Source organism: Clostridium sp. LS (assembly GCF_002760435.1).
Classification (GTDB): domain Bacteria; phylum Bacillota; class Clostridia; order Clostridiales; family Clostridiaceae; genus Clostridium.
Genome location: NZ_AUUU01000027.1, coordinates 42,510 through 66,568, shown reverse-complemented (window position 1 = coordinate 66,568; position 24,059 = coordinate 42,510). Strand labels below are relative to the sequence as shown.

The 24,059-nt window shown below is 30.4% G+C and carries 20 protein-coding genes and 1 riboswitch; of the genes, 1 reads left to right on the top strand and 19 read right to left on the bottom strand.

The genetic code is table 11. The features are described 5' to 3' along the window. The 16 genes from COL3_RS06970 to COL3_RS06895 form a co-directional block, all read right to left on the bottom strand. Positions 1 to 491, bottom strand: a 491-nt coding sequence (locus COL3_RS06970; protein ID WP_143327527.1) for an FprA family A-type flavoprotein, incomplete at its 3' end; no start/stop codon positions are given. Positions 492 to 592: 101 nt separating this feature from the next. Continuing rightward, on the bottom strand, positions 593 to 1,228 hold the full coding sequence (thiE, locus tag COL3_RS06965) for a thiamine phosphate synthase (RefSeq protein ID WP_008421906.1): 636 nt from the start codon (positions 1,226 to 1,228) through the stop codon (positions 593 to 595). A gap of 148 nt (positions 1,229 to 1,376) precedes the next feature. Then, complete coding sequence (gene thiM / locus COL3_RS06960) at positions 1,377 to 2,207, bottom strand: hydroxyethylthiazole kinase (protein ID WP_008421905.1); 831 nt, start codon at positions 2,205 to 2,207, stop codon at positions 1,377 to 1,379. Positions 2,208 to 2,580: 373 nt separating this feature from the next. Continuing rightward, on the bottom strand, positions 2,581 to 3,891 hold the full coding sequence (gene thiC, locus COL3_RS06955) for a phosphomethylpyrimidine synthase ThiC (RefSeq protein ID WP_008421904.1): 1,311 nt from the start codon (positions 3,889 to 3,891) through the stop codon (positions 2,581 to 2,583). Positions 3,892 to 3,997: 106 nt separating this feature from the next. Next, positions 3,998 to 4,801 carry a bifunctional hydroxymethylpyrimidine kinase/phosphomethylpyrimidine kinase gene (gene thiD / locus COL3_RS06950; RefSeq protein ID WP_008421903.1) on the bottom strand — a complete coding sequence of 268 codons (804 nt, stop codon included), beginning with the start codon at positions 4,799 to 4,801 and terminating at the stop codon, positions 3,998 to 4,000. Between the two features lie 52 nt (positions 4,802 to 4,853). Further along, positions 4,854 to 5,393 (bottom strand): energy coupling factor transporter S component ThiW, encoded by a 540-nt coding sequence (gene thiW / locus COL3_RS06945; protein WP_008421901.1) that lies wholly within the window; start codon positions 5,391 to 5,393, stop codon positions 4,854 to 4,856. A 125-nt stretch (positions 5,394 to 5,518) separates the two neighbouring features. Further along, positions 5,519 to 5,629: riboswitch (TPP riboswitch) on the bottom strand. 203 nt (positions 5,630 to 5,832) lie between these two features. Continuing rightward, positions 5,833 to 6,030 (bottom strand): hypothetical protein, encoded by a 198-nt coding sequence (locus COL3_RS06940; RefSeq protein WP_008421900.1) that lies wholly within the window; start codon positions 6,028 to 6,030, stop codon positions 5,833 to 5,835. Between the two features lie 172 nt (positions 6,031 to 6,202). Further along, on the bottom strand, positions 6,203 to 7,228 hold the full coding sequence (locus tag COL3_RS06935; RefSeq protein WP_099716592.1) for a glycosyl hydrolase family 18 protein: 1,026 nt from the start codon (positions 7,226 to 7,228) through the stop codon (positions 6,203 to 6,205). A gap of 28 nt (positions 7,229 to 7,256) precedes the next feature. Then, positions 7,257 to 8,948, bottom strand: coding sequence for a hypothetical protein (locus tag COL3_RS06930; protein WP_008421898.1), 1,692 nt, complete (start codon positions 8,946 to 8,948; stop codon positions 7,257 to 7,259). Continuing rightward, positions 8,938 to 10,824, bottom strand: coding sequence for a glycosyltransferase (locus tag COL3_RS06925; RefSeq protein WP_008421897.1), 1,887 nt, complete (start codon positions 10,822 to 10,824; stop codon positions 8,938 to 8,940). Before COL3_RS06925 ends, COL3_RS06930 begins: the two co-directional genes overlap by 11 nt. A 23-nt stretch (positions 10,825 to 10,847) precedes the next feature. Further along, entirely contained in the window at positions 10,848 to 13,448 is a 2,601-nt protein-coding gene (locus COL3_RS06920; RefSeq protein WP_008421896.1) for a polysaccharide deacetylase family protein, read from the bottom strand. Between the two features lie 582 nt (positions 13,449 to 14,030). Beyond that, the gene (locus COL3_RS06915) at positions 14,031 to 15,215 is read right to left on the bottom strand and encodes a 4Fe-4S binding protein (RefSeq protein ID WP_008421895.1); all 1,185 of its coding nucleotides are present in this window, start codon (positions 15,213 to 15,215) and stop codon (positions 14,031 to 14,033) included. Positions 15,216 to 15,799: 584 nt separating this feature from the next. Next, positions 15,800 to 17,884: an FMN-binding protein gene (locus COL3_RS06910; RefSeq protein ID WP_008421891.1), complete on the bottom strand. Its 2,085-nt coding sequence runs from the start codon at positions 17,882 to 17,884 to the stop codon at positions 15,800 to 15,802. A 22-nt stretch (positions 17,885 to 17,906) separates the two neighbouring features. After that, on the bottom strand, positions 17,907 to 18,920 hold the full coding sequence (locus COL3_RS06905; protein WP_008421889.1) for an FAD:protein FMN transferase: 1,014 nt from the start codon (positions 18,918 to 18,920) through the stop codon (positions 17,907 to 17,909). 275 nt (positions 18,921 to 19,195) lie between these two features. Continuing rightward, on the bottom strand, positions 19,196 to 20,725 hold the full coding sequence (locus COL3_RS06900; RefSeq protein ID WP_008421888.1) for a HAMP domain-containing sensor histidine kinase: 1,530 nt from the start codon (positions 20,723 to 20,725) through the stop codon (positions 19,196 to 19,198). Then, complete coding sequence (locus COL3_RS06895; protein WP_008421887.1) at positions 20,722 to 21,411, bottom strand: response regulator transcription factor; 690 nt, start codon at positions 21,409 to 21,411, stop codon at positions 20,722 to 20,724. The genes COL3_RS06900 and COL3_RS06895 overlap by 4 nt, the downstream gene beginning before the upstream one ends. A gap of 216 nt (positions 21,412 to 21,627) precedes the next feature. Between COL3_RS06895 and COL3_RS06890 the strand changes: the two genes are divergently transcribed. Next, on the top strand, positions 21,628 to 21,912 hold the full coding sequence (locus COL3_RS06890) for a putative quinol monooxygenase (protein WP_008421886.1): 285 nt from the start codon (positions 21,628 to 21,630) through the stop codon (positions 21,910 to 21,912). Positions 21,913 to 21,946: 34 nt separating this feature from the next. Here COL3_RS06890 and sdaAA read toward each other — a convergent pair whose 3' ends face one another. The 3 genes from sdaAA to COL3_RS06875 all read right to left on the bottom strand — a co-directional run bounded on the left by sdaAA (position 21,947) and on the right by COL3_RS06875 (position 24,059). Continuing rightward, positions 21,947 to 22,822, bottom strand: coding sequence for an L-serine ammonia-lyase, iron-sulfur-dependent, subunit alpha (gene sdaAA / locus COL3_RS06885; RefSeq protein ID WP_008421885.1), 876 nt, complete (start codon positions 22,820 to 22,822; stop codon positions 21,947 to 21,949). Between the two features lie 27 nt (positions 22,823 to 22,849). Then, positions 22,850 to 23,527, bottom strand: coding sequence for an L-serine ammonia-lyase, iron-sulfur-dependent subunit beta (gene sdaAB / locus COL3_RS06880; RefSeq protein ID WP_008421883.1), 678 nt, complete (start codon positions 23,525 to 23,527; stop codon positions 22,850 to 22,852). A 178-nt stretch (positions 23,528 to 23,705) separates the two neighbouring features. Further along, a complete protein-coding gene (locus COL3_RS06875; RefSeq protein ID WP_008421881.1) occupies positions 23,706 to 24,059 on the bottom strand; it encodes a DUF1667 domain-containing protein in 354 nt (117 codons plus the stop codon).

Here is a 24,059-nt window from a genome sequence, read left to right as displayed (position 1 = left end):
CAAGTAACTAAAGTCTTATCTTCTTCAATATATGTATACATTGTATCAGGCCAATGTAGATTTGGTAATATCATAAAGCGTAAAGTCTTATCACCAAGTTCTAAAGTTTCATTTTCTTTTACAATTATTCCATTGAAATCACGATTCACTATATTCTTTAAGAAGCCTATTGCAACTTGAGTTCCAACAATTTTAACATCTGGATTCATTTCAATAAGCTTTTCTATACTTCCTGCATGGTCTGGTTCAGTGTGGTTTACAACTATATAATCAATATCCTTAACATCAATTATTTTGCTTAACGCATTTAAATATTCGTCAAAAAATTTAGCTTTTGCAGTTTCAAATAATACTGTCTTTTCATTTGTTTTAAGTAAATAAGAATTATAAGAAGTCCCAAATTCTGTTTCCATAATAATATCGAATACTCTTAAGTTTTTATCTAATACTCCGGTCCAATATAAATTCTTTTTCAGCTCTAATATTTCCATTAAAATCCCTCCTAGTATATTTAATCTACCTGAAGATATTATACAACTTTTTTAGCATAAATAGGTTAAAATTTTCACAAAAAATTTCATACTCTCATTATTTATCCCCTATTGTTATTAAACAACTCTTTTAATTCCCTTGTAGCTTCAGCAATATCTTTTTGTGCAATAATCGCAGACACTATTGCAAGGCCATCAATTCCAAAACCTTGAAAATCCTTAATTCTATCTTTATTTATACCACCAATTACTACTATAGGTATTGATACATTTTCTCTTATTTTTTTTAACTCTTCCATACTAGTTGGATTTGCATCTTTCTTCGTCCCTGTTGCATACATGGCTCCAACCCCTATATAGTCTGCTCCATCTTCTTGTGCTTTAAGTGCTTGTTTTAATGATCCAGTTGAAACTCCTATAATCTTATCTTCACCTATTATCTTTCTCACAATTGCTGCCGGCATATCACTTTGCCCTACGTGTACTCCTGCAGCATCAACTGCTAGTGCAATATCTAGTCTATCATTTATTATTAATGGAACATTACGTTTATCAGTAATTTCTTTTACTTTTACAGCAGTATTATAAAAATCTAGAGATGAACAGTCCTTTTCTCTTAACTGAACTAATGTACATCCTCCAAGAATTGCCTGTTCTACAGCTTCTTCTAAAGTTTCTGTACTCATTAAATCCCTATCTGTTACAAGGTAAATACTATAATCTATTTTAGGTTTCATAAAATTTGCCTCCTAATTTTATTTTTATCTATAAATTAATTTTTATTATTTTTTCTCTCTAACCATATGCATTATAAAAAATTAGACACATATCTGTTAACTCTACCTACTATTGTAACAAATATGCATCTAATTTTCACTTGCTGGCTTATAATTCTTTGGCCTTAGCCATATTATTAATTACTTCTGAATTCAAATTGCTAATAGCATCTATAATGGCAATATGGAAACTTCCTGTTCCAACTTGCCCTGCTTTGTCAAAAGCAATTTCCCCCGCTATTCCCATTGAAATAATTCCTGATACGGCTCCTAGAAAATAATCTGAACCAGCTCCGCAAAATGCTCCAACCAATGAAGTTGTCATGCAGCCTGTTCCAGTTACATTTGATAACATTTTAGTACCATTTTCAAGTATTGCAACTCTTTTTCCATCAGATATAATATCTGTAGCTCCAGTAATTGCTACAGTACAATTTAGCTTATTAGCTAAGCTTTTTGCTACATTAATACCTTCATCACTACCTGTTTTTGCATCACTTTCAGATGCATCAACACCCTTAGTTGTTGATTCTAGTCCACTGATAAATTTAATTTCAGACATATTTCCGCGAATTACACTTACCTTTACTTCATCCAATATCTTTTTAGTTGTTGAATTTCTAAATTCTGATGCTCCAGCACCTACTGGATCAAATACAACTGGAATATTTAACTCATTTGCTTTCTTTCCTGAAGCAATCATAGATTCAACAGTTCTTTCATTTAATGTTCCAATATTTATTACAAGCGCAGATGAAATTTTTGTAATATCAGCTGCTTCCTTAATATCATCAGCCATAATTGGAGATGCACCTATTGCAAGCAAAATATTTGCACAATCATTTACTGTAACATAATTTGTTATATTATGTACAAGAGGTTTCTTATTTCTAACTTCATCTAATAGGTTTCCTATTTTAATTGATATTTCATTACTCATAAATATTTCCAGCAAGAATTGTTTCTTTCTATTCTTACCAGAACCTCCTTTCAAAAGTAAAATTTTTATATTTTCTCCTTAAATAACTCATTGTTAACTATAACATTGATTATCTGTTAAATTATATTTTGATATTACACTATAATGGAAAGAAATGATACTCTTTTGTACAGTGTTACATTGAAAATATGGCTGTAGGCATTTCTTCATTATAAGTTGTTCCATCTAAGCTTGTAATAAGCTTGACTTAGGAACATGCTTAGATGGTGCAACTTATAATGTTAAAAATCCACAGCCATATTTTCTAGTAACCGAAACAACAGAGTATCATTTCTTTCGGTTAATCATATCATGATTGTAATTTGCACAAATCTTATTTTTGATCAAAAAGTTCTACTTTGTCGCCATTTAGAATTCTGTTTGTTGTTCTTACTGCACACATTTTTCCACACATTGAACAGCTATGCATATCTTCTGGCGGCACACTTTCAAAATATTCTCTTGCCTTTTTTCCATCTATAGCAATCTTGAACATCTCTTCCCAATCAAGTTTTTGACGAGCATCTGCCATTGCATTATCTCTATCTCTTGCACCTGGAAGTCCATTAGCTATGTCTGCTGCATGAGCTGCAATCTTTGATGCAATAATTCCCTCTCTAACATCTGATAAATCAGGTAATCTTAAATGTTCAGCTGGTGTTACATAGCAAAGGAAGTTTGCTCCATGAGTAGCTGCAATAGCTCCACCGATAGCTGAAGTTATGTGATCATATCCTGGCGCAATATCAGTTACAAGAGGTCCAAGTACATAGAATGGTGCACCATGGCATAATCTTTTTTCAATTTGCATATTAGCTGCAATTTCGTTCATAGCCATATGTCCTGGTCCTTCAATCATAACTTGAACATCTTTAGCCCAAGCTCTCTTTGTTAATAGACCCAATTCAATAAGTTCAGTAATTTGACCTGCATCAGTTGAATCATCTAAACAACCTGGTCTCATTGCATCTCCAAGACTAATTGTTACATCATATTCTCTAAGAATTTCAAGCAATTCATCATAATATTCATAAAATGGATTTTCATTGCCTGTCATTTCCATCCAAGCAAATAATAGAGATCCTCCTCTAGATACTATATTTAATCTTCTCTTATCTTCCTTAAATAATGCAACAGTTCTTTTATTAATTCCAGCGTGAATAGTAACAAAATCAACTCCTGCTTTAGCATGAGCCAAAACTACATCGAGAAAATCCTTAGCTTTTATATCTAAAAGATCTTTTTCAAGATATCCAATAGCATCATACATTGGAACTGTACCTATCATAGCTGGAGAATAATCAATAAGCTTTTCTCTGAATTCTTGAGTCTTTCCATAGTTACTTAAATCCATTATAGCCTCAGCACCAAAATCTATTGCCATTTTTACTTTTTCCATTTCTCTGCAATAGTCAACCGAATCTCCTGAAATACCTAAGTTTACATTTATCTTTGTTCTTAATCCATCGCCAATCCCCTCTGGACTAAGTGATTTATGATTAATATTAGCTGGAATAGCAACTTTACCTTCTGCTACAAGCTTCATTAACTTTTCTTCTGAAATTCTCTCTTTTTCAGCTACTATTTTCATCTCTTTAGTAACTATACCTTTTTTAGCTGCTTCCATTTGTGTTTTATAATTCATTTTCCTCTATCTCCTTTATCGCACTCTTATTTAATACACTTTGATAATTACAAACTTTTCTGATATTATAATTTTAAAAATCCCGCAAGGATTTTCTCCTAAACTGTTAACTGAATTTCGCTTTCTTATAAAGCTCATAAAAATGATTAGTTGGTCCTACACCTTTTCCAAGCTCAAATCCATGTTCAATAGCACAGGTTATATACTTTTTCCCACTTCTCACTGCTTCTTCAATAGTCATATTTTTAGCTAGGTTTGCAGCTATAGTAGATGATAAAGTACATCCAGTTCCATGAGTATGCTTAGTATTAATCCTTTCTTGCTCTAAAATTACAAATTCTTTTCCATCAAATAATAAATCCGTTGCTTCACCTTCTAGATGTCCGCCTTTTACTAAAACAGCTTTTGGTCCTAGTTCTTTTAACTTTAAAGCCGCTTCTTTCATGTCTTCTAAGGTTTCTATTTTAATACCTAAAATTTCTTCTGCTTCTGGCAAATTTGGAGTGATTAATGTTGCTAATGGAAATAATTCTTTAACTAAAGTATCCTTTGCATCTCTAGATAGTAAATTGAATCCACTTTTAGAGATCATTACAGGATCTAAAACAATTACTGGTAAATCTTCAACTTTTCTTAAGGATTTTGCTATAGCTTTGATAGATTCAATTTTAGAAACCATTCCTATTTTAATTGCATCTACTCTTATATCCTCAAAAATTACATTTATTTGTGCTTCAATCATCTCTGGATCTATATCCTGAATTCCAAACACACCCATTGTATTTTGTGCAGTTACAGCGGTAATCACGCTCATACCATAAACACCATTGGCTGAAAAAGCTTTTAAATCAGCTTGAATCCCAGCTCCTCCACATGAATCAGACCCTGCAATAGTTAATGCTCTAAACATAAAATCACCTTTCTTCTTATTCTACAGTTAAATTATTTTTATATATTTCTTTCTAAACTTTATGTGTATTTTTTAAATCATTCTCATATGTCGATACTTCATTATCTACTAGTATTTTTCTTATTATTGGAACTTTTACAAAGAAATATGCTATAACAGCTCCCACGCTGCAGCTTGATATAAATGGAATCACATATGCAAAAATCGCTGCTTTTTTACCTAAAAGTATTACTGCTACGGGATATGCTAGTAATGCTCCTAATATTCCTGTTCCAATTAATTCTCCAATTACAGCTATGCTTGGTTTCTTAAATTTCTTGTAAAGAATTCCTGCAAGTAATGCACCTACCATACTTCCCGGAAAAGCCAGTAAAGTACCAGTTCCCATCATATTTCTAATAAGTGATGCAATAAATGCGTTTAAAACTGCATAAACTGGACCTAAGGTTATGGCCCCTACTACATTTACAAAGTGTTGTATTGGTGAAATTTTAGCACCTAAAATTGGTATAGAAAAAGTTCCAAAGATTACTGAAATACCAATTAACACACCACTCAATGCAATTTTTTGTGCTTTACTTTTTTCTTTCATTAAAAACCCTCCTTAAAAATTAAATAAAATTTTGTGAAATTAAATTGATTAACTTTAAAGAGTTAAATATTTTTAAGCAAAAAAAAATGTATCCAAAAGGGATACATCAATAATTATATGCACAAAAAAATATTAATATACTTCCCTACGTTGGTATTAACCAAATCAGGTTATAAGAGTCTAGGAAATCAATCTTTCCAATCTCAGCCAAAATATTAGCTCCCCTAGTTATTCAATTATAAAATTATCTTTCACAAGATAAAGCTTATACCATTAATTCTAAATCGTCAAGTATATGATAATTTATTATTTAAAATTCATTATTTAAATTAAGAAATGCAACATATGAATTAATTTGATTACTATCCATATATTGCATTAATTGTATATTATAATGTAGAAAGTGCATCTTTAATATGAGCTTTTCACTCATTAAAGATTACTTATTTTTAGCTTGTACATAGTATTTACCATATCTTTTAATTGGCTTTATTACCTCAAATCCATTAATAAATTCGCCTATGACCTGATCTTTTGCAACTTCAATTAATATAGTTTCTTTCTTTTTTTTAATTCGCTTTATCGGCACTACAGTAGTAGGTTTTTTGACTGCATTATTTTTGCTTTTAGTTGGCATTTTATCTCATACTCCTGCTAATATTATAATCCTGAAATTATTATATTAACTTTTTCTCTAAATGTGTTAATGCCAACTTATAAATTCTTTTAAATTCATAATATCTATTATTGTGGATATTATTAGTAACCACATAGCTGCAAATATTATGGTTCACATTCGGATTCCTTTGCTAAAAATAATTACCACCTAACCTCCAGATACTGACATCATAGCCCTTCTCTCTTATAACATTCATCCAAGATTTTAACGTAATTTTATCAGCATACCAGACCTCATGGTTTATATTATTTTTATCCTTATAACTAAAAAATAAACATTGACTTTCCCCATCACGTTTTACTTCCTCATTAGATTCTTTTAGTAACTTAACAGCTTGAGCCTCTGTAATAGAATTTACTTTTCCATTAGATTCCCAACTGAACCCGCCAGTTGCAATTGCAAACTCCTTCTTACCTGGTATTCTGCTCATCTTTTCTATTAAGCTTCTTATAAATTCTGGACTCGCCTTTCCTCCTGGACCACTAAAATCTCCGTGCAAATTATAGCACATTATCACATATGTTGGCCCATCTGGAAAGTTTAATTTATCAGAAGGTATATCTGGTTCTAATACAACCCTCAATTTTAGACCTTTGTCTTCAGATTTTTGATATAGCTCATTTATAAACATTATATAGTCACTCCAGAGAGGCATATCTTTTTTTATTTTTTCATAATCAATTTCTATGCCATCAAAATCATATTTAACTGCTAAATCTATAATTTTTTCAATATGACTGCTTCTTGAGTCTGGAGTACTTAATAAATCTTTTAATAAAGTCACATCTTTTTGTGAATAGTTCCCATTACTAATTTCCTTATCATTTACAATAGTAATATATTTATTATAATCATTACTCTTTGTTTTATTATAATAACTAATTAATTGCTCAGGTACTACTAAATTGCTATTAGAATCAAAATCAGCTGCAAAATACGAAACATTCTTTAAATTACTATTTAAAACTTCAATCTCATTGTCCAAATTTAAATCCCAGTATGCAGCCCATGCCGATAAACTATTTACATTCTCATCAAATACTTTTGACTCCTTACTATCAACCCTAATTTCTTTTCTACTAACATTTATATATAAAATTGAAATTATAAATATTAATAGTACTAATATTTTAATAAAAATAAATCTCTTTCTCATGATAGCACTCATTAATCACCTTAATAATCTATAGATTTTTAATAAACCAATTCACGAGTTTATTAAATGAATTCTTAACATTATACTTGATGGCTTCCAATCCTTTCAAAGAAGAATCATATAAAACCTCATTATTTATGCTAGTTACTTTAAAATTTTTAAATATTCCATCATATACATCATCTGCAATATTTCTTTGGCTATATCCATAATTTCCCCATGCAGATTCCAAGAAGATATCCCCTTTATTTTCATTGCTAACTTTTAAATCCTCTACTATTTTTTTATCATCAATAGTTAAAGTCAATTTGTTATCAATTAATGTTATATCAACTTTTTTACTGCCTGATTCCTTGATATCATATTCTTCTTTATTCTTATCACCTAAAGCTAAAGAGTATAGGTTAGTTTTAGTTCCATTTGAATTTTCAATAACATTAACAACATTGTTAACAAGTTGAATACATATGCTATTACTTGTATCCTCATTAGATCTTAAGTATATGGATTGAGAACCTATAATATTACCATTAAGCATTGTTGATATTTTTACATCTTTAACAGGTTTACTATTAGCCAGCTTAATAAGTCCTTTATCTTTTGGTAATGAAGTTAATATAATTTTATCATCTACGAACTCGGCTTGTCCACGAATTTGTTGAAAATCTCTAGCCTTGTCCGCATCTCCTATAACAAACTGAGTATCTTTTTTAGTATCATCCCAAGTTCTCATTAGCAAATGGTTTGTACTCCAATAGGCTTGTGGCTGGATTCTAGTTAAATCATAAATCGAACTATTCGGTAAATTCAATGAATAGCCTTCTCTATTAAAGTTTATGGAAAATAAGTCCTTAATCCATTTGCCATTTACTTCACTAACTTTATCATTAGTTCCAAACTTTCCTGTATTTGAATGCATCAAAACATATAACTGAGGTACATACCCTAGCTCATTATTATATATTTTTGTTAATGCTTCATAATCAGAATTAATACGTTTATTCATCTCTTCACGAGTTTCTATTGGAATACCATTTTCATCTCTAATGTAATCCATAAGGTAGTGATTATAATCTCTTTTAATTGTAGGTGCTGCCTTGGAAAATTCAACGGAATCAAGTCTTCCTAAAAAATTGGAGTATCTATCAAAAACATTTATATACTCTAATCTATATCCGTTAGTCCCCAATTCCCAAAAAGAACTGTCTTTTAAGTTTAATAAATCCTTAGGCATTAAAAACTTCGGATCATTTTTTTCAAACTTATCAGCATAGGTCAGCATAGTGGCTTTATAGTTATATTGTTCTAGTATTTTTTGTGAGAATATCGCAGTATCTCTTCTTCCGTCTTCAAATAATAGAAACAAAGCTTTGTCTGGTAATTTTTTTCCATTTTTATAATAATCTAATATATCTTGTTGGGTTATTGTTACATACCCATTATCTTTTAGTGCCTTTATTTGTTTTTCTAATGCCTCAGTACTTATTAAGGTTTCGTCTCCAGTTCTATCTACACCAAAATATGATACTGCAATAAACCCATTTTTAACATCATTAGATTCTTTTGAAATCGCGCTTGAACTATATGGTTTATACACTGAAAACGTAAATAAAGTTTTTATAATAAGTGTAAGCACTGTAATTACAATTATTCCTTCAAATATACTTCTTGCAATCTTTATTCTATCTTTTTTTCCAGGAGAAAAATCTTTATTCTTCATTTATTTTTCCTCCTTTTCTTCTTAACATATTAGACATTTTTCTTTGTTCTTTTTTTCTCTTAGCTTCTATATCACTTGGAGTCATTCGTGTTCCCCAAGTTGATTTCCAAAACGTTACCCATGCTATAGGCATTTGCCAAAGTAATACAGCCTCATAGTAAATACAAAATAACATTCCAAAAATCCAGGTAGTGCTTCTTCTAAAAAACATCTGTGCAAAACTCATCAATAATGCCATCATCAATAACCCAATAAGAAACGTAGTAGGAAATATCCTATGTACAATTGGCACGTAGAATAAATTGTATGTTACTATCACCGGTGCAGCAATAGGTACAAGCACTCCCATATAAAAGAAGCCAGCCATAAAAGGTTCCTTTTTCCACATAAACTTTCCTGCAATAATTGATTCTCTTAGCCATGATCTCTTCCATCTCATTTGCTGTTTAAGGAATACCTTATAATTATTTGGTACGACAGTAGCACAAATTGCTGTATCTTGATAACTGGTCCTATAATTCCTTAATACAAAATTAGTCATAGCTCTATCATCACCAAAGGTTGCCTTTTGACCTAAAAATCTTTGATTTAACCACTCATCCATATGATCAATAACTATCTGCTTTTTATAGCACGATAATGGTCCAGATAAACAAGTAACTGCATCAAAATAAGCTTCTGCCGCTTTCATAATTCTAAAAGCAATATAATACCTAACAGACTGCATTTTAGTTAATGCATTTGTGTAAGTATTGGCAACATCCGTCCTGCCTGCTACTCCCCCCATTTTAGGATCTTTAAAAGGTTGGACCAAATTTCTTATTGCAAAAGGATCCAAAAAACTATCTGAATCAACAAATACAACTAAATCATGCTTTGCTTCCAAAACACCTCTGCAAAGTGCATCTCTTTTACCCGAGTTTTTTTCTTGAACAAAATATTTCACCCGTCTTGGAGCATCGAACCTCTCTGCTTCCTTATTTAATTTATCTATAGTACTTTTAATTTGCTCTACAGAATTATCATTAGAATAATCATCTACAACTATTACTTCCAACTTATCAATGGGATAATCTTGGTTAATACAACTTAAAATTGTGTTCTCTATCCATTCCTCTTCATTAAAACAAGGAATGATGACTGTTACACCTGGAGTATAATCAACGTCTATAGGTATAGGCTTGTATAAAACACCAAATAAATATCTACTTAATAAGAATACAGCTGCAATAATGCTATATGTATATATGGATTTATTAAATTTATAGTATATAACACTTTCGGCACGCATTAATATTACGACTATACTTATAAATAATAATAGTAGACTCGAAGCGGCTAATAAATATCTATCTTTTTTTCTATTAGAGTACTCAGCTAAGCTGTCAATAAACTCTATGCCACATGTTATTTCACCATTTTCAGCTATAGTCTCTCTAACTTTTTTACCACTAATGTTAACATTCATTTCATACCCTTCCGGCATAGAACCAGGCAGTACTCTAAATTTTAATTTAATGTTATCAGCCTTACTTATTATATCTAATTGTTCCTTATCCTTTAATCTTAAAAGGATTCCTGTAGTTGAAACATCAACTGATTCAACGGTAAATGTATCACTATCTTTTTTGTTTTTACATATTACTTTAACATCAGTTTGCATTACATATCTTATTCCGGCCTGTTTACTCTTTATAAATAAATTAGGATCCCCATCGTATTCACCTAATACTCGTTTACCTCTGCGATCAACCGTAGTTCTTATTGATTCTTTATCAGGAACATTTGCTAACAACCTTCTATCTTTACGAGGATTTAAAAGAACATCCTCAACTTTAACTTTATTATTTTTTAATATCCCTTGTTTTACATTCATATATCGCTCCCCTAATATATATCTTATTTTTCTAAGTAATCACTTAATTTCGCAATTTTATATTTTTCTCCATACAGGCCTTTTTCATTTTTAGTTAAGAATATATCTAGCGCTTCTGCAGTATAATAAGCTTGATCATTCATATGCATTACAACTATATTACCTGTATTCTTAACTAATCCATTCTCAATATAATTAACTATTTCCTGTGCAGAAGTCTTTTCATAATCATGAGTTGTTATATTTCCGCTAATAGAATATTTATAGCCGCTTTCAAAAACAGACTCTAACCCTTGCTTACTTAAATATAGGGTAGGTGGTCTAAAATATGGTTTTAAGGAATTTAAATCTCCCACTACACTTTCCATAACATTATAAGATTTAACTAAAGATTCTTGAAGCGCTTGTACATCAGTTCCTAAAAGCTCATGATTATAATTGTGACTTCCAATGTCATTGCCGTTTATAGCAATAGTTCTAAGTAGATTTGGATTTGCATTGGATATGCCACTATTAACATCTGCATATTTTGCTATTACAAAAAAGGTTGCATGCACATTATGTTTATTTAGTACATTAAGTATTTCATTTATTTCAGGATCTCCTCCCCAGTCGTCAAAAGTAAAAAATATAACATTTTCTCCATTTGTATTAATTGTTCCTTTTTTATCAAGATAGTTTTTTTCAGTTGTGTTAAAGTTACCTAAATCTACATCACTATTTCCTATATAATTCTTTTTCATTACTTCTATTGCATCGGCTTCAGTCCTTTTTTTCATAGGAACTAAATTATCTAAAATTTTGTATCTTCCTAACTGTGTTGGTGTTTCAATGGTATTTTGTAAATTATTTAATGTTACTACTGAATATCCTAATGGCTTTAGAGTTAAATTGTAGGATTTTGTTTCCGTATCAATTTTGTTAACATAACCATTTTTAACATAATTCTTAGTTAACAACTCTATTATATTTGCAATCACATCATTGCTCTCAAACAAATTAGAATCTAATCTAAAATAAACTATATCACCCATTCTAAGTGATAGATATGATTCTGTATTAAAGTAATCTGGAACGATCTCTTCAGCAGCCATTCCTTTATATTTATTAATAATAGGGTTCTTTGTATAAGTAAATAACTCATAATTTTTTAAAGATGGTATATTCGTTACCGCGGATAAAGCTTCCCTAATTTTAGGATTTGTATATCCATATCCTGGCATATATGCATTTGTAGTTATTCCTTTATCTTTTAGTAATTTATCTACATCATAAATTTCTTTGCAGATTTCTTCCGTTGATTTATTTAATATAGCTGAACTATTCGTTATTCCTCCATTACCGATTTCATGACCTTTACTTAAGATTTTATTTATTCGCTCTGGATATTTTAGTATTTCTTCCTTTGTTACAAAGAATGTTCCCTTTGCATTCATTTTATCAAGTTTTTCTAACACTTTATCTAAACACGCTTCATTACTTAATCCTCTAAACGTATATGTTAAGGCTTTTTGAGTAGTAAAAAATCGTGAAATAACTGGTGCTTGATTTCCATTATTTTTTTCTATTAACTCTTGAAAGTTTATAGAGTCTGTATTAGACTTATTTTTTTTATTTAATTCTTTATTTGAGGTTATATTATTTTCATTTAATTTACCATTAGAGCTATTTATTTTATTTCTTGTTTTAGTATTTATACTATCTCCATCATTGTTTAGGAAATATAATGATTTATCGTATCCCTCCTCATCACTCCCAAGATCGGATACTTTAACAACAATCCTATTTTGTTCATTTATTGATTTTAAAAGCCATTCTACAATTTGTGTAATATCAATTTTCTTTTCTCCATCAATATTAATATCATTTATACTTGCTTGTTTGTCTATTGCTGGCTTTTCCTCAACTCTTTTTTTCCCATACTCACTGCTATCAAGAACTCCTTCTAATTTTATAGAAATTATTGTTCCATTTTTTAAATTTTTTAAATACTGATATGCTTGATCATAATTTTTAAAACTTTGATAACTTATATAATGATCACTATTAACAACATATTTAGTCCCTGCAGCATATGCGGCTTCTAAAATATTATCATTATAAATAGTTGAATTGCATTTTAATAAGGTTGGATCTTTACCTGTTATTGATTTTAAAATGTTGTTAGTTCTGCAAAAATCAGTTACTAAATCTTCTGACGGCAAATCCTGCATATTCTTTTTCCAGTTTAGAGTCCCGTTCCCTATTTCATGTCCATTTTTTTGAAGCATCTCTACTGTATCAGAATCCTCTGCTGCTTTAATTCCTGGTATAAAAAACGTTGCCTTAATCCCATACTTGTCTAACATTTCGGTTATTTTCTGCATAGTATCACGATCACTAATACCCTCAAAAGACAATGATACTATATTAGATAATGTATTGACATTTGTAATAACCTTTGCCTTATTACTGCTATCAAATGAGTTTAATGCTGCTCCAATTTCTTTTGAGGCATCATATGCACTCTTTTCATTTAAAATTAATTTACCTGAATTTGTCTTTATACTATAGTTTTTATATAAATAACCTCCTGCTAATATGCTTGCAAGCAAAATTATAGTAGCGATAATTTTTCTCTTCATTATTCACCTCAAATTACAAATTTATAATAAAATTCATTTATTGCTTTAATTATCCACTAAGTATTATATATTTTAAGTTTTTAAAATCAAACTTTAATTTATTTAAATTATGGAAATTACCACATATGTAAAAGGTGCCTAAAGTAAAATACTTTGAAACCCTGTGCTATTTATTAAATATTTAAATCCATATTTAAGTCACTATCTTTTGTGGCTTTTACCCCATATTATACCTTATTTTTACTTTTTCTTCAAATAAATAATGAAAATTAAGGTTATTTTAATACTTCCTACCATATACTCTGAATATATAACAATATATTTTAATTACAATGACATAATCAAGATTTTTATAATATTCTTATCCTTTTAAATTAGAAATAAACTTAAATATTTTATATTTGTTTTTATTCATCAATCTTCTCTAATTTGCCATTATATAAAATATGAGGGCATAAACCTTTTGTTTATGCCCTCAACAGTTTCCTTTTCACTATTAAATTTAAACCTATTTGATTGATCTAACAAATAAACAATCTACAAGTGATTAACTTAATTATAAATTACTCACCTAAAAACTAATTATTTTGCCTGGCTTAAGGCACTGGCTACAGCACTTATAATCCCTTTTGAACTAAAAGTAGCTCCTGAAACTGTGTCTACTGATGTTGATTGCTTTGAGATTATACTTTTTGTTATAGTTCCTTCAACTCTTTGATAAAACTTTGGAGTATCTTCATTAGATATAGTTTCTATATTAGTTATTTTTCCATTAGCTATCGTAACAGAAACTTTAGTTGTTCCTCCCCTATAACCTGTTCCAGTACCTGTATATGTTCCATCTTTATAAGTTTGTGAAGGACTATTTTCTGAATTTACACTACTTGAAATTGTATTACTATTTGCTGCTATTCCAGACTTAGTTACTGCATTTCCACCAAAATTAGTAAGACCATATATACCTAAGAATGTAGCCATTGCAACTGATCCTGTTAATTTAGCATCTAGATCTCTGCCAAGAACATTTACATTAGCATTATTTCTATAACATACTTCAGTACATTTTAAGCAATTAATACAATCTCCACCTTTAACACTATCTACCTTATAAAGCTGTAATCCCATTGAACAGTTCATTGTGCAAGCTCTACACTTACCGCAATCTGCTTTAGGTTTATTAATTTTTACTATTCCAATTTTAGATATTATAGCAAATATGGCTCCTAAAGGACATAAGTATCTGCAGAAAAATCTTTCAATAAACGCTGCACCTATTGTAATTAAGACTAAAAGAATTAATCCTATTATTAAACTTGAGAAAATTGTAGATACATCAGTTATTTGTCCAAAAGCATCCCAAGGACTTGTACTTTCTAATATTTTACTTCCCATAGTCCAAGAAATAATTATTATAAATACAAGAATCACATATTTCACATACTTAAGTGCTGAATCAACTTTTTCATCTACTTTAAATTTAGATTTAAATATTTTTTTTGATATGAAATAAACAAAATCATTATAAGCTCCAAAAGCACATAACCAACCACAAAACCATCTACCCATTACTATTGTTAAAAGCATAATCGCTGTAAATTCCACTAAACTTGGAAATGCTGCAATAAAATTAAAATTTCCATTAATAATCATTTGATATACAGTTCTTAATTCACTGAAAACCATAGAATATAGGCCTGGCATTACAAAAAATAAAACTAATTGTACTCCATGTCTTAAAATCTGCGATTTCTTCATTTTCTTAGTCATATTCATTCTCCTTCTGTAAATCTCTATATTTAGCGATAATGAATTTTTTCTGATTAACTTTCAATAGAAAGCTTATTTTCATTTCATTATCTTCTATTTTTTAATTTCTTCATTAATTGAATTATAGCAAGGCAGCCTTAATACTCCCTTAATCTAAACTGAGAATTCGCTGAGAATATGGCCGTGAACGCAAGAATTACTATATCAAGGATATAACAACTTTATTATCCATATAAAGATGTACAAAAGTGGCTGTATCAAAATTGATACAGCCACTTTTCCTGCTTGTATTATGCTGAATTTTAAAAAAATTAATATTTTAATTTTCAAATTACGTTCTTATATTCTTCATAATATTTGTTGTCATATGGTTTACCAAAAACTATTCCATTTCTTTATCTCCAGCACCACCCCGAAACAAACTTACTGTCGCTATTTTCCCCCCTCTTTTAAGAGCAGATGGTTTTATCAAACTTAACATACCTTTGCCCCCTTTTTCAGTATCCCAAACCTTCTATATATATATATTCTTATATCTTAACTCTCCAAATAACTTTTTTTAGCTGTAGTCTCTTTCTAGTTTATTATTTTGCTTGGCTCAAAGCATTTCTTATTGCCTCAATTATACCGTTACTGCTATATGTTGCGCCAGACACGGTATCTACAGAAGCTGATTGCTTTGAAATTACACTGTTTGTTATTGTTCCTATAGCTCTGTTATAATATCTTGAAGTATCTTCATTTGATATAGTACTTATACTTACTATCTTCCCGTTAGATATAGTAACAGAAATTTTAGTTGTGCCTCCAAAGCCTGATCCGCTACCAGTATAAGTTCCATCTTTATATTGGCCCTTGCTAGTTCCACTTGAACTTGTACCTCCTTGACCTGCTGTTGAGCTAGAAGATGTCCCTTTTTGATTTACCACTGGAGGCGGTGTTGCACCTGTTTGTTCTGAAACTGGCGGTGGAGTACTTTTTGAGTTTGCCACTAGCGGTGGTGTTGTTGGTTCGCCCTTAGACGCATTATCACTAGAAGCTGTACTGCTAGCATTGCTGCCTGAATCTAAAACACCTGCTTGATTTAATGCATTTCTAACTGCCCCTATTATTCCCCTTGAACTAAAAGTAGCTCCCGAAACTGTATCCACAGCTGTTGATTGGGTTGAAAGCATTTCATTTATTAGAACACCTGACGCTTTTTGGTAAAACTCTGGAGTATCCCCATAAGATAAAGTTTTAATACTAGTCATTTTTCCATTAGCTATAGTAACAGACATTTTAGTTGTTCCACCTTCAAAGCCTGTTCCAGTGCCTGTATATGTTCCATCTTTAAATTTCGAAGCTGTTACCTTAACACTATCTCCTGCATCTGATGAAGTTTTATCTTTTGAACTTGCTTCTGGAGCTGAAGCTGCTACTTGATCTTTAGTTTCATTGCTATTGTTAGAAGTATCACTGTCTGAATCAGTGTTAGATGCTTGTCTTAATGCATCCTTCACTGCACTTATTATTCCTTTAGAACTATAAGTAGCTCCTGAAACTATATCAACATCGCTTGATTGCTTTGACAGTATTTCTTTAGTTATTATTCCACATGCTCTTTCAAAATATTGATGGTCATCTCCATTTGATAAAATATCTATCTTTGATATTTTTCCATCAGCTATTGTAATAGAAACTTTAGTTGTTCCTCCATTAAAACCTTGACCGCTTCCAGTATATGTTCCATCTTTATACTTTTGTGAAGCATTAGCTGCAGTTAAATCATTTGAAGCTTCACTACTAGAAACTGCACTATCATTAGAAATTATTCCAGCCTTAGTTAATGCGTCAACCCCAAAGTTTGTAAATCCATAAACACCTAACATTGCAGCCATTGCCACAGATCCAGTTAATGCAGCATTTAGATCTTGTCCAAGTATGTTTGCATTAGCATTATTTCTTGGGCAAACTTCTGTACACTTTAAGCAGTTTATACAATCTCCGCCTTTAACTTTATCAACCTTATAAAGTTGTAATCCCATTGAACAATTTATTGTACAAGCTCTGCATTTGCCACAATCAGCTTTTGGTTTATTAATTTTTGTTATTCCAATCTTAGAAATTATTGAAAATACAGCGCCTAAAGGGCATAAATATCTACAGAAAAATCTTTCAACAAAGAATGCTCCTATGGTAATTAAAGCTAATAATACAAGTCCAATAAGAAGATTAGAAATAACAGTCGATATATTAGTTATTTGCCCAAACACATCCCAAGGACTTGTGCTTTCTAAAATATTACTTCCTATTGTCCAGGAAATAATTATTATGAATATCAATACTACATATTTTGCATATTTGAGTATAGAATCAACTTTTTCATTTACTTTAAATTTACTCTTAAATATCTTTTTGGAGATAAAATAGATCAAATCATTATAGGCTCCAAAAGCACACATCCAGCCACAAAACCATCTTCCTGCTATTATGGTTAAAAACATTACTGCTACAAATTCTACTAAACTTGGCAGTGCTTGAAGAAAATTAAAGTTTCCTTTAATAATCATTTCATATACTGTTCTTAATTCACTAAAAGTCATTGCATATAAACCTGGCAATAATAAGAACATTATTACTTGCATGCAATGTCTTAAAATCTGAGACTTTTTTATTTTCTTAGCCATATTTATTACTCCTTTTCTTACGCTATATTCCTTCAAAAAATTCACTATCTGTTAATGTAAAAATACTTTCATTAATTCCTGATGTTTTATATATCTCTTTATCTTCTGTAATAAATATTGCATCAATACCATCTATAGCTTCTATAATCTTCATAGCTTTATCAATACCAATTATGTAAACACCAGTTGATAAGCCATCTCCATCAATTGAATTATCTGATATAATAGTTGCACTTATAATTTTACTTTGTGATGGATATCCTGTTTTAGGATCAATTATATGATGAAATCTCTTTCCATCTTTCATAAAATACCTTTCGTAATTACCTGAGGTTACTATTGATTTATCTTTTACACTTAATATTCCTATGAATTCTCCCCTAGGTTTAAATGGGTTTTGAATTCCAACCTTCCAAGAGGAACCATCTTCCTTACTTCCAAGAGCAAAAATATTTCCACCCAAATCAATTAATGCACTTTTTATACCATGTTGATAAAAAATATCCCTTACTTCATCAGCTGCAAATCCCTTTGCAATTCCTCCAACGTCTAAAGCCTGATTATTATGTTTTAGCATTATTGAATTATTTTCTTCACCCAAAATAACATCATTATAATTTACAAGTTTTAATACCTTCTCTATTTGAGATTTTTCTGGAACTTTTTCTTCTTTTGTACCTATACTCCATAACTTTACTAATGGTCTTATAGTTGGATCAAAAGTACCTTCTAAGATTTCACTGTATTCTATGGCTTTTTTAACTACAAAATAGGTGTCTCTATTTACTTTCTCCCCCTTATTTCCTGCACTTAAATTAATTTTTGATATATCACTACTTTCTTTAAAGGCTGACATTCTATCGTCAATTTCGTTTAACCTTTCTAGAGCTTTGTCTATTGCTATTTGAGCTTTATTTCCACTTGCTCTTAAATTAATCAAAGTTCCAAGAGCGTAGCTGCTCTTAGCCGCTTCATGTTTTTCATATTTACCAGTCACAAATATAAAAAATAAAATAGCTATTATTATTCCAATCATCACTATGAAAATACTTACTGTACTTATAACGCTCACCTACCTAAAATATTTATGAATTTCCTTATTGCTCAGATTATAGCAAAAAAGTCTTAACGTATCCTTAGTGCAAGCTTAGAATTTGCTGAGAATTATATAAGGTTCTTCACCCAGATTCTACTTAGCAATATCTTAAACTAAAGATGCGTTGATATTTTAATCACTGGAATAAAGAAATATACAAAAAAAGATGTTACAAAATAATATAATAAATCTATTTTGTAACATCCTTTTTTTATTTATTTTAATTTTAAATATATTGAGAATGTTGTCCCAACTCCAAGCTCGCTTTCTACACTAATTTCTCCATGATTGCTATCTATTATTGATTTTACTATAGAAAGCCCTAACCCATATCCTCCTTGATCTCTAGATCTATGATAATCACTTCTGAAAAACCTATCATATATTTTATCTAAATGCTCTTTAGGTATGCCAGTTCCATTATCAGATATCTTTAAAACTGCAAAAGCTTTATTTTTGTAATCTTCAATACTTGTAGAAATTGTTATAACACCTTTTTCTTTATCAGTATGAATCACAGCATTTTGAGTTATGTTGAATATTACTTGTTTAATTTGATTTTTATTTATATATACATATATATTATCCTTCAACTTTAAATTTAAAATTCTATTTTTAGAAAGTATCTGAAGTTGAGGGATTATTTCATTTATAACATCACTTAAATTCTCTTTTTTTATTTCAATGGTAGGCTGCTGATCTAACCTAGTTAATATTAAAAGATCATTTACCAATTTTGTAAGTCTTTCGCTTTCCATTAATATACTGTTTAAAGCTAAATCTAATTTTTCCTGATTTTTTGCCGCCCCTCTTAACAATACTTCAACAAAGCCATGAATTGAGGTTAGTGGTGTACGTAATTCATGAGATGCATCAGATACAAAGCGTCTCATTTTTTCCTTGATAAACTGTTCTTTTTCAAATGATGTCTCTATTCTTTCCAGCATAATATTAAAGGATTTTGATAACCTATCAATTTCTAACTGACCATTTTCTTCCTCAAGTCTTGTATGTAGATCATTTACACTTATTCCTTCCACAGTATCAGTTATCTTATATAACGGCTTCAAGGTTCGATTAAAAATAGCGATTCCAAGTATTGTTCCAATTATGAGAATCATAATTGAAAGACTAATATGTACGTACTCTTGCCTGTCTAAAATACTTGTAATATCATCTATAGGTGTGCTCAATTGTATTAATCCTGATGGTGAATTTAAATCCCCAACCTTTATCCATGCAACCATTTGACAATTATTATTTTCATCTCTTACAATTTCATAGGTATGTTCTAAATTCCCTTGTTCATTGCAAATACTCATATACTTCTCTTTAGAAAGTACTGGTACTGGTATTTCTTCTCTTTTTCGTTCATCTGGCTCCTTAGAATCATCATCTCCATCATCATCATCTTTAGGTGTATCTATATTACTTCTTTCACCTAACAGCTTTCCATTTTTATTTATTAGAGCTACACTCATATTTTTATCCCATAAATTCTTTAAGATTTCTTTAGTATCACTTTCAGTTATATCATCCATATTTTCTTCTGACATTTTTTTAAAATCTAAATTATGAAACCTTTCATGAAGTACTTGCACCTTTGTATTATATAAATAATTTTTCATACTTATATACTGAAAAAGCCCCATTATCCCCAATAATAAAATTAATATTATGAGAAAGCGAAATAACAATTGCCATTTCAAACTTTTTACTTTAAATTTATTTCTTAATTTTTTCATTGTGCCACCATTTTATACCCAACACCGCGGACAGTTCTTATTATACTATGGTCCTTATCATCAATTTTATCTCTTAAATACCTTATGTATACCTCAACAATGTTTTCTTCTCCATTAAAATCATATCCCCATACTTTTTCAAGTATTAGTGATTTACTTAAGGCTATTCCATTGTTCATGATTAAATATTTTAGTAAGTTATACTGGGTTGGCGGCAAATCTAATATTTTTCCACAATAGGTTATTTCGTGAGCTTTATCATCTATTGTAAACTCTCCAACATTTGTTATCTGACTTAATTCTGGGAAGCTATTTCTTATCCTTGCATTAATACGAGCTAAAAGTTCTTTAAAACTAAAAGGCTTTGCCATATAATCATCAGCTCCAAGCTCTAATCCCCTTACTTTGTCATCAACATCATCTCTTGCAGTAAGCATAATTATTGATGTCTTAATTGATTTTTTAAGTCTTGAGCACACTTCATATCCGTCCATTCCAGGCAGCATAATATCTAATATTACTATATTAGGATTTATTTTATAAGCTAGTTCAATTGCTTCATTTCCAGTAAAAGCTTCATATACTAAATACCCTTCTGCTTCTAATCCCATCTTAATAAAATCCACAATACTTTTTTCGTCATCGACTATAAGAATAGTAATTTGATCTCTTATTATTAAACTCATATTAACTCCTCTTCTAAAAATAATATATCTTAAAATATATTGTAATAAACTTAATTTTATTGTTATTATATACAACTTCATCTCTCTAAACAATAATTAATGATGTTATATATTTAGACAACGCCAATCACCATATGGATAATTTCACATATTCTGGTAGCAAAAATATTCTATGGATGATATAATTTTAATAAAAATATAAAAAGGGGAATTACTATGATAAAAATAGTAGCAAAAAATACAATTAAAATTGAAGAGAAAGAAACATATATTAAATTAGCAAAAGAATTAATAGAAAAAAGTAGACAAGAAGCTGGTTGCATTTCTTATAGCTTATTTGAAGATTTAAACGATGAATCTGTACTTACCTTTATAGAAGAGTGGCAAGATCAAAAAGCAATAGATTTACATAATAATAGTGATCATTTTAAATTACTATTCCCTTTATTAGTTAATCTAAGTGTTGGAAGTTTTGAAGTAAATCTGTACAAAGAAGTATAGGAAGCAGCAAGCATAATTTTATGCTTGCTGCTTTTTACTTTCCAAAAACTTGTTCCCTAAGTCTTAATCCCTCTTTAGTTACAGCTATTCCACCTAAAGCCGTTTCTCTAAGTGATTCTGGTAAGCTTTTTCCAACCTTATACATTGCACTTACGGTATCGTCAAATGGTATTTTAGATGCAACTCCTGCCATTACCATATCAGCCATGCATAAGGCAGTTATAGCACCTTGAGCATTTCTCTTTGCACAAGGTATTTCAACAAGACCTGCTACTGGATCACATACAAGTCCTAATACATTTTTAATTACTATGGCTGCTGCATTTAAACTCATTTCTGGAGTTCCTCCCATCATTTCAACAACAGCTGCTGCTCCCATTGCAGAAGCTGAACCACATTCTGCTTGACATCCACCTTCTGCTCCTGATAATGTTGCATTCAAGCCAATAATCAGCCCTACTGCTGCAGCTGCAAATAGCCCGTTTAAAAGTCCATTCTCATCTAGATTAAGCTTTTTTCCTGCACTTAAAATTACCGCTGGCAGTATTCCACAAGATCCAGCTGTTGGGCAGGCAACTATCTTTCCCATTGATGCATTAACTTCTGATGAGGAAAGCGCCATCGCCATCGCCATATTTGTTACATCTCCCGTTAAGCTATTCCCACTCTTAACATAATTATTTATTTTAAAAGCATCTCCACCTATTAGACCGCTCACTGAATAAACTTCCTTTTCCATTCCCTCATTGGCTGCTGAAATCATAACCTTTAAATTTTTCTTCATTTTATCTATTACTTCATCTCTAGTTAATCCCCTTTGTTCCATCTCGAACCTTATAGCATATTCACTCAATGAAATATTCTTCTTACTACATATCTCTAATAATTCAACTCCATTTTTTGCAATCATATATAATCACTCTGCCTTTCGTAACTGTTAACTGATTTTAGCTGGACTAATTGAAATCACTTTATGTACTAGTTCTATATTTTTTATCTTTTTAATTAAATTATCACTTACCTTATTATCCATTTCAAAAATCATCATAGCTTCCTCACCTCTTTGATGTCTAAAAACTCTCATAAAAGCTACATTTATATTTTCACTATAAAGCACACTTGTAACTTTATTAATTACTCCTGGAACATCTTTATGTGCTACAACTAACGTTTCGTACATTCCAGTAAAATCAACTTCATTGTCATTAACTTCTAAAATCTTAATATTTCCGCCGCCAATAGATGATCCCATGACCTCGCAATAATTATCACTTATAGTACGCATAATAAATTTTACTGTATTTGGGTGGACCTCTCCTAGGTCAGCTTCTTTAAATAAAAAATTAATTTTCTTTTTCTTTGCAATATCTAGAGAATCTTTAAGCCTTTCATCGCTCGGCTCCATTCCCAAAATCCCTGCAACCAAGGCTCTATCTGTACCATGTCCTTTATATGTTTTCGCAAAAGACCCATGTAGTAGAAATGTCACCTCTGCAATCTCCTCACCTGCTATACTTCTTGCAATTCTTCCAAGCCTTGCTGCACCTGCTGTATGTGAACTTGATGGACCTATCATAATAGGTCCTAAAATATCAAAAACTCCTATACCTTTCATTATAAGAAATCTCCTCTCTAGTTTTTAATATGCATATAATTAACTTTTTCAAAATATATTCACTATTAGTTCTTCTTCATAAATCATAACATAAATTTAATTGCAACTATAATTTATCCATATATTTAATAAAAAAAAACATCACCATTATAAAAACGATGATGCCTTTGATTAAGTTCTACTTTTGATGTATACTTCTTGTCGCAACTATGTCTACGCCTGTTCCAAGTATATTTTTTATTATAACCTGACCAATTTTTATTGGAGCACTTACTATGGCTTTATTTATTTCTTCCATGCATTTAAAATTTAATCCTTTAGATATTGGAGCATTTGTTTTCACAGGAACTACCGGCAATTCTCCATTTTCTACCTTAACAGTAGATGTTATTATTCTAACCGGGTTTGTAACCTCATTTATTCCATACTCTTCACCTCGACCACAGCCATTGCCTTGAACATTATTCATTTGAGCATCCACTTTCAAATGACACCCCTTAGGGCAGCATATACAAATCAATTCTTTTTCCAT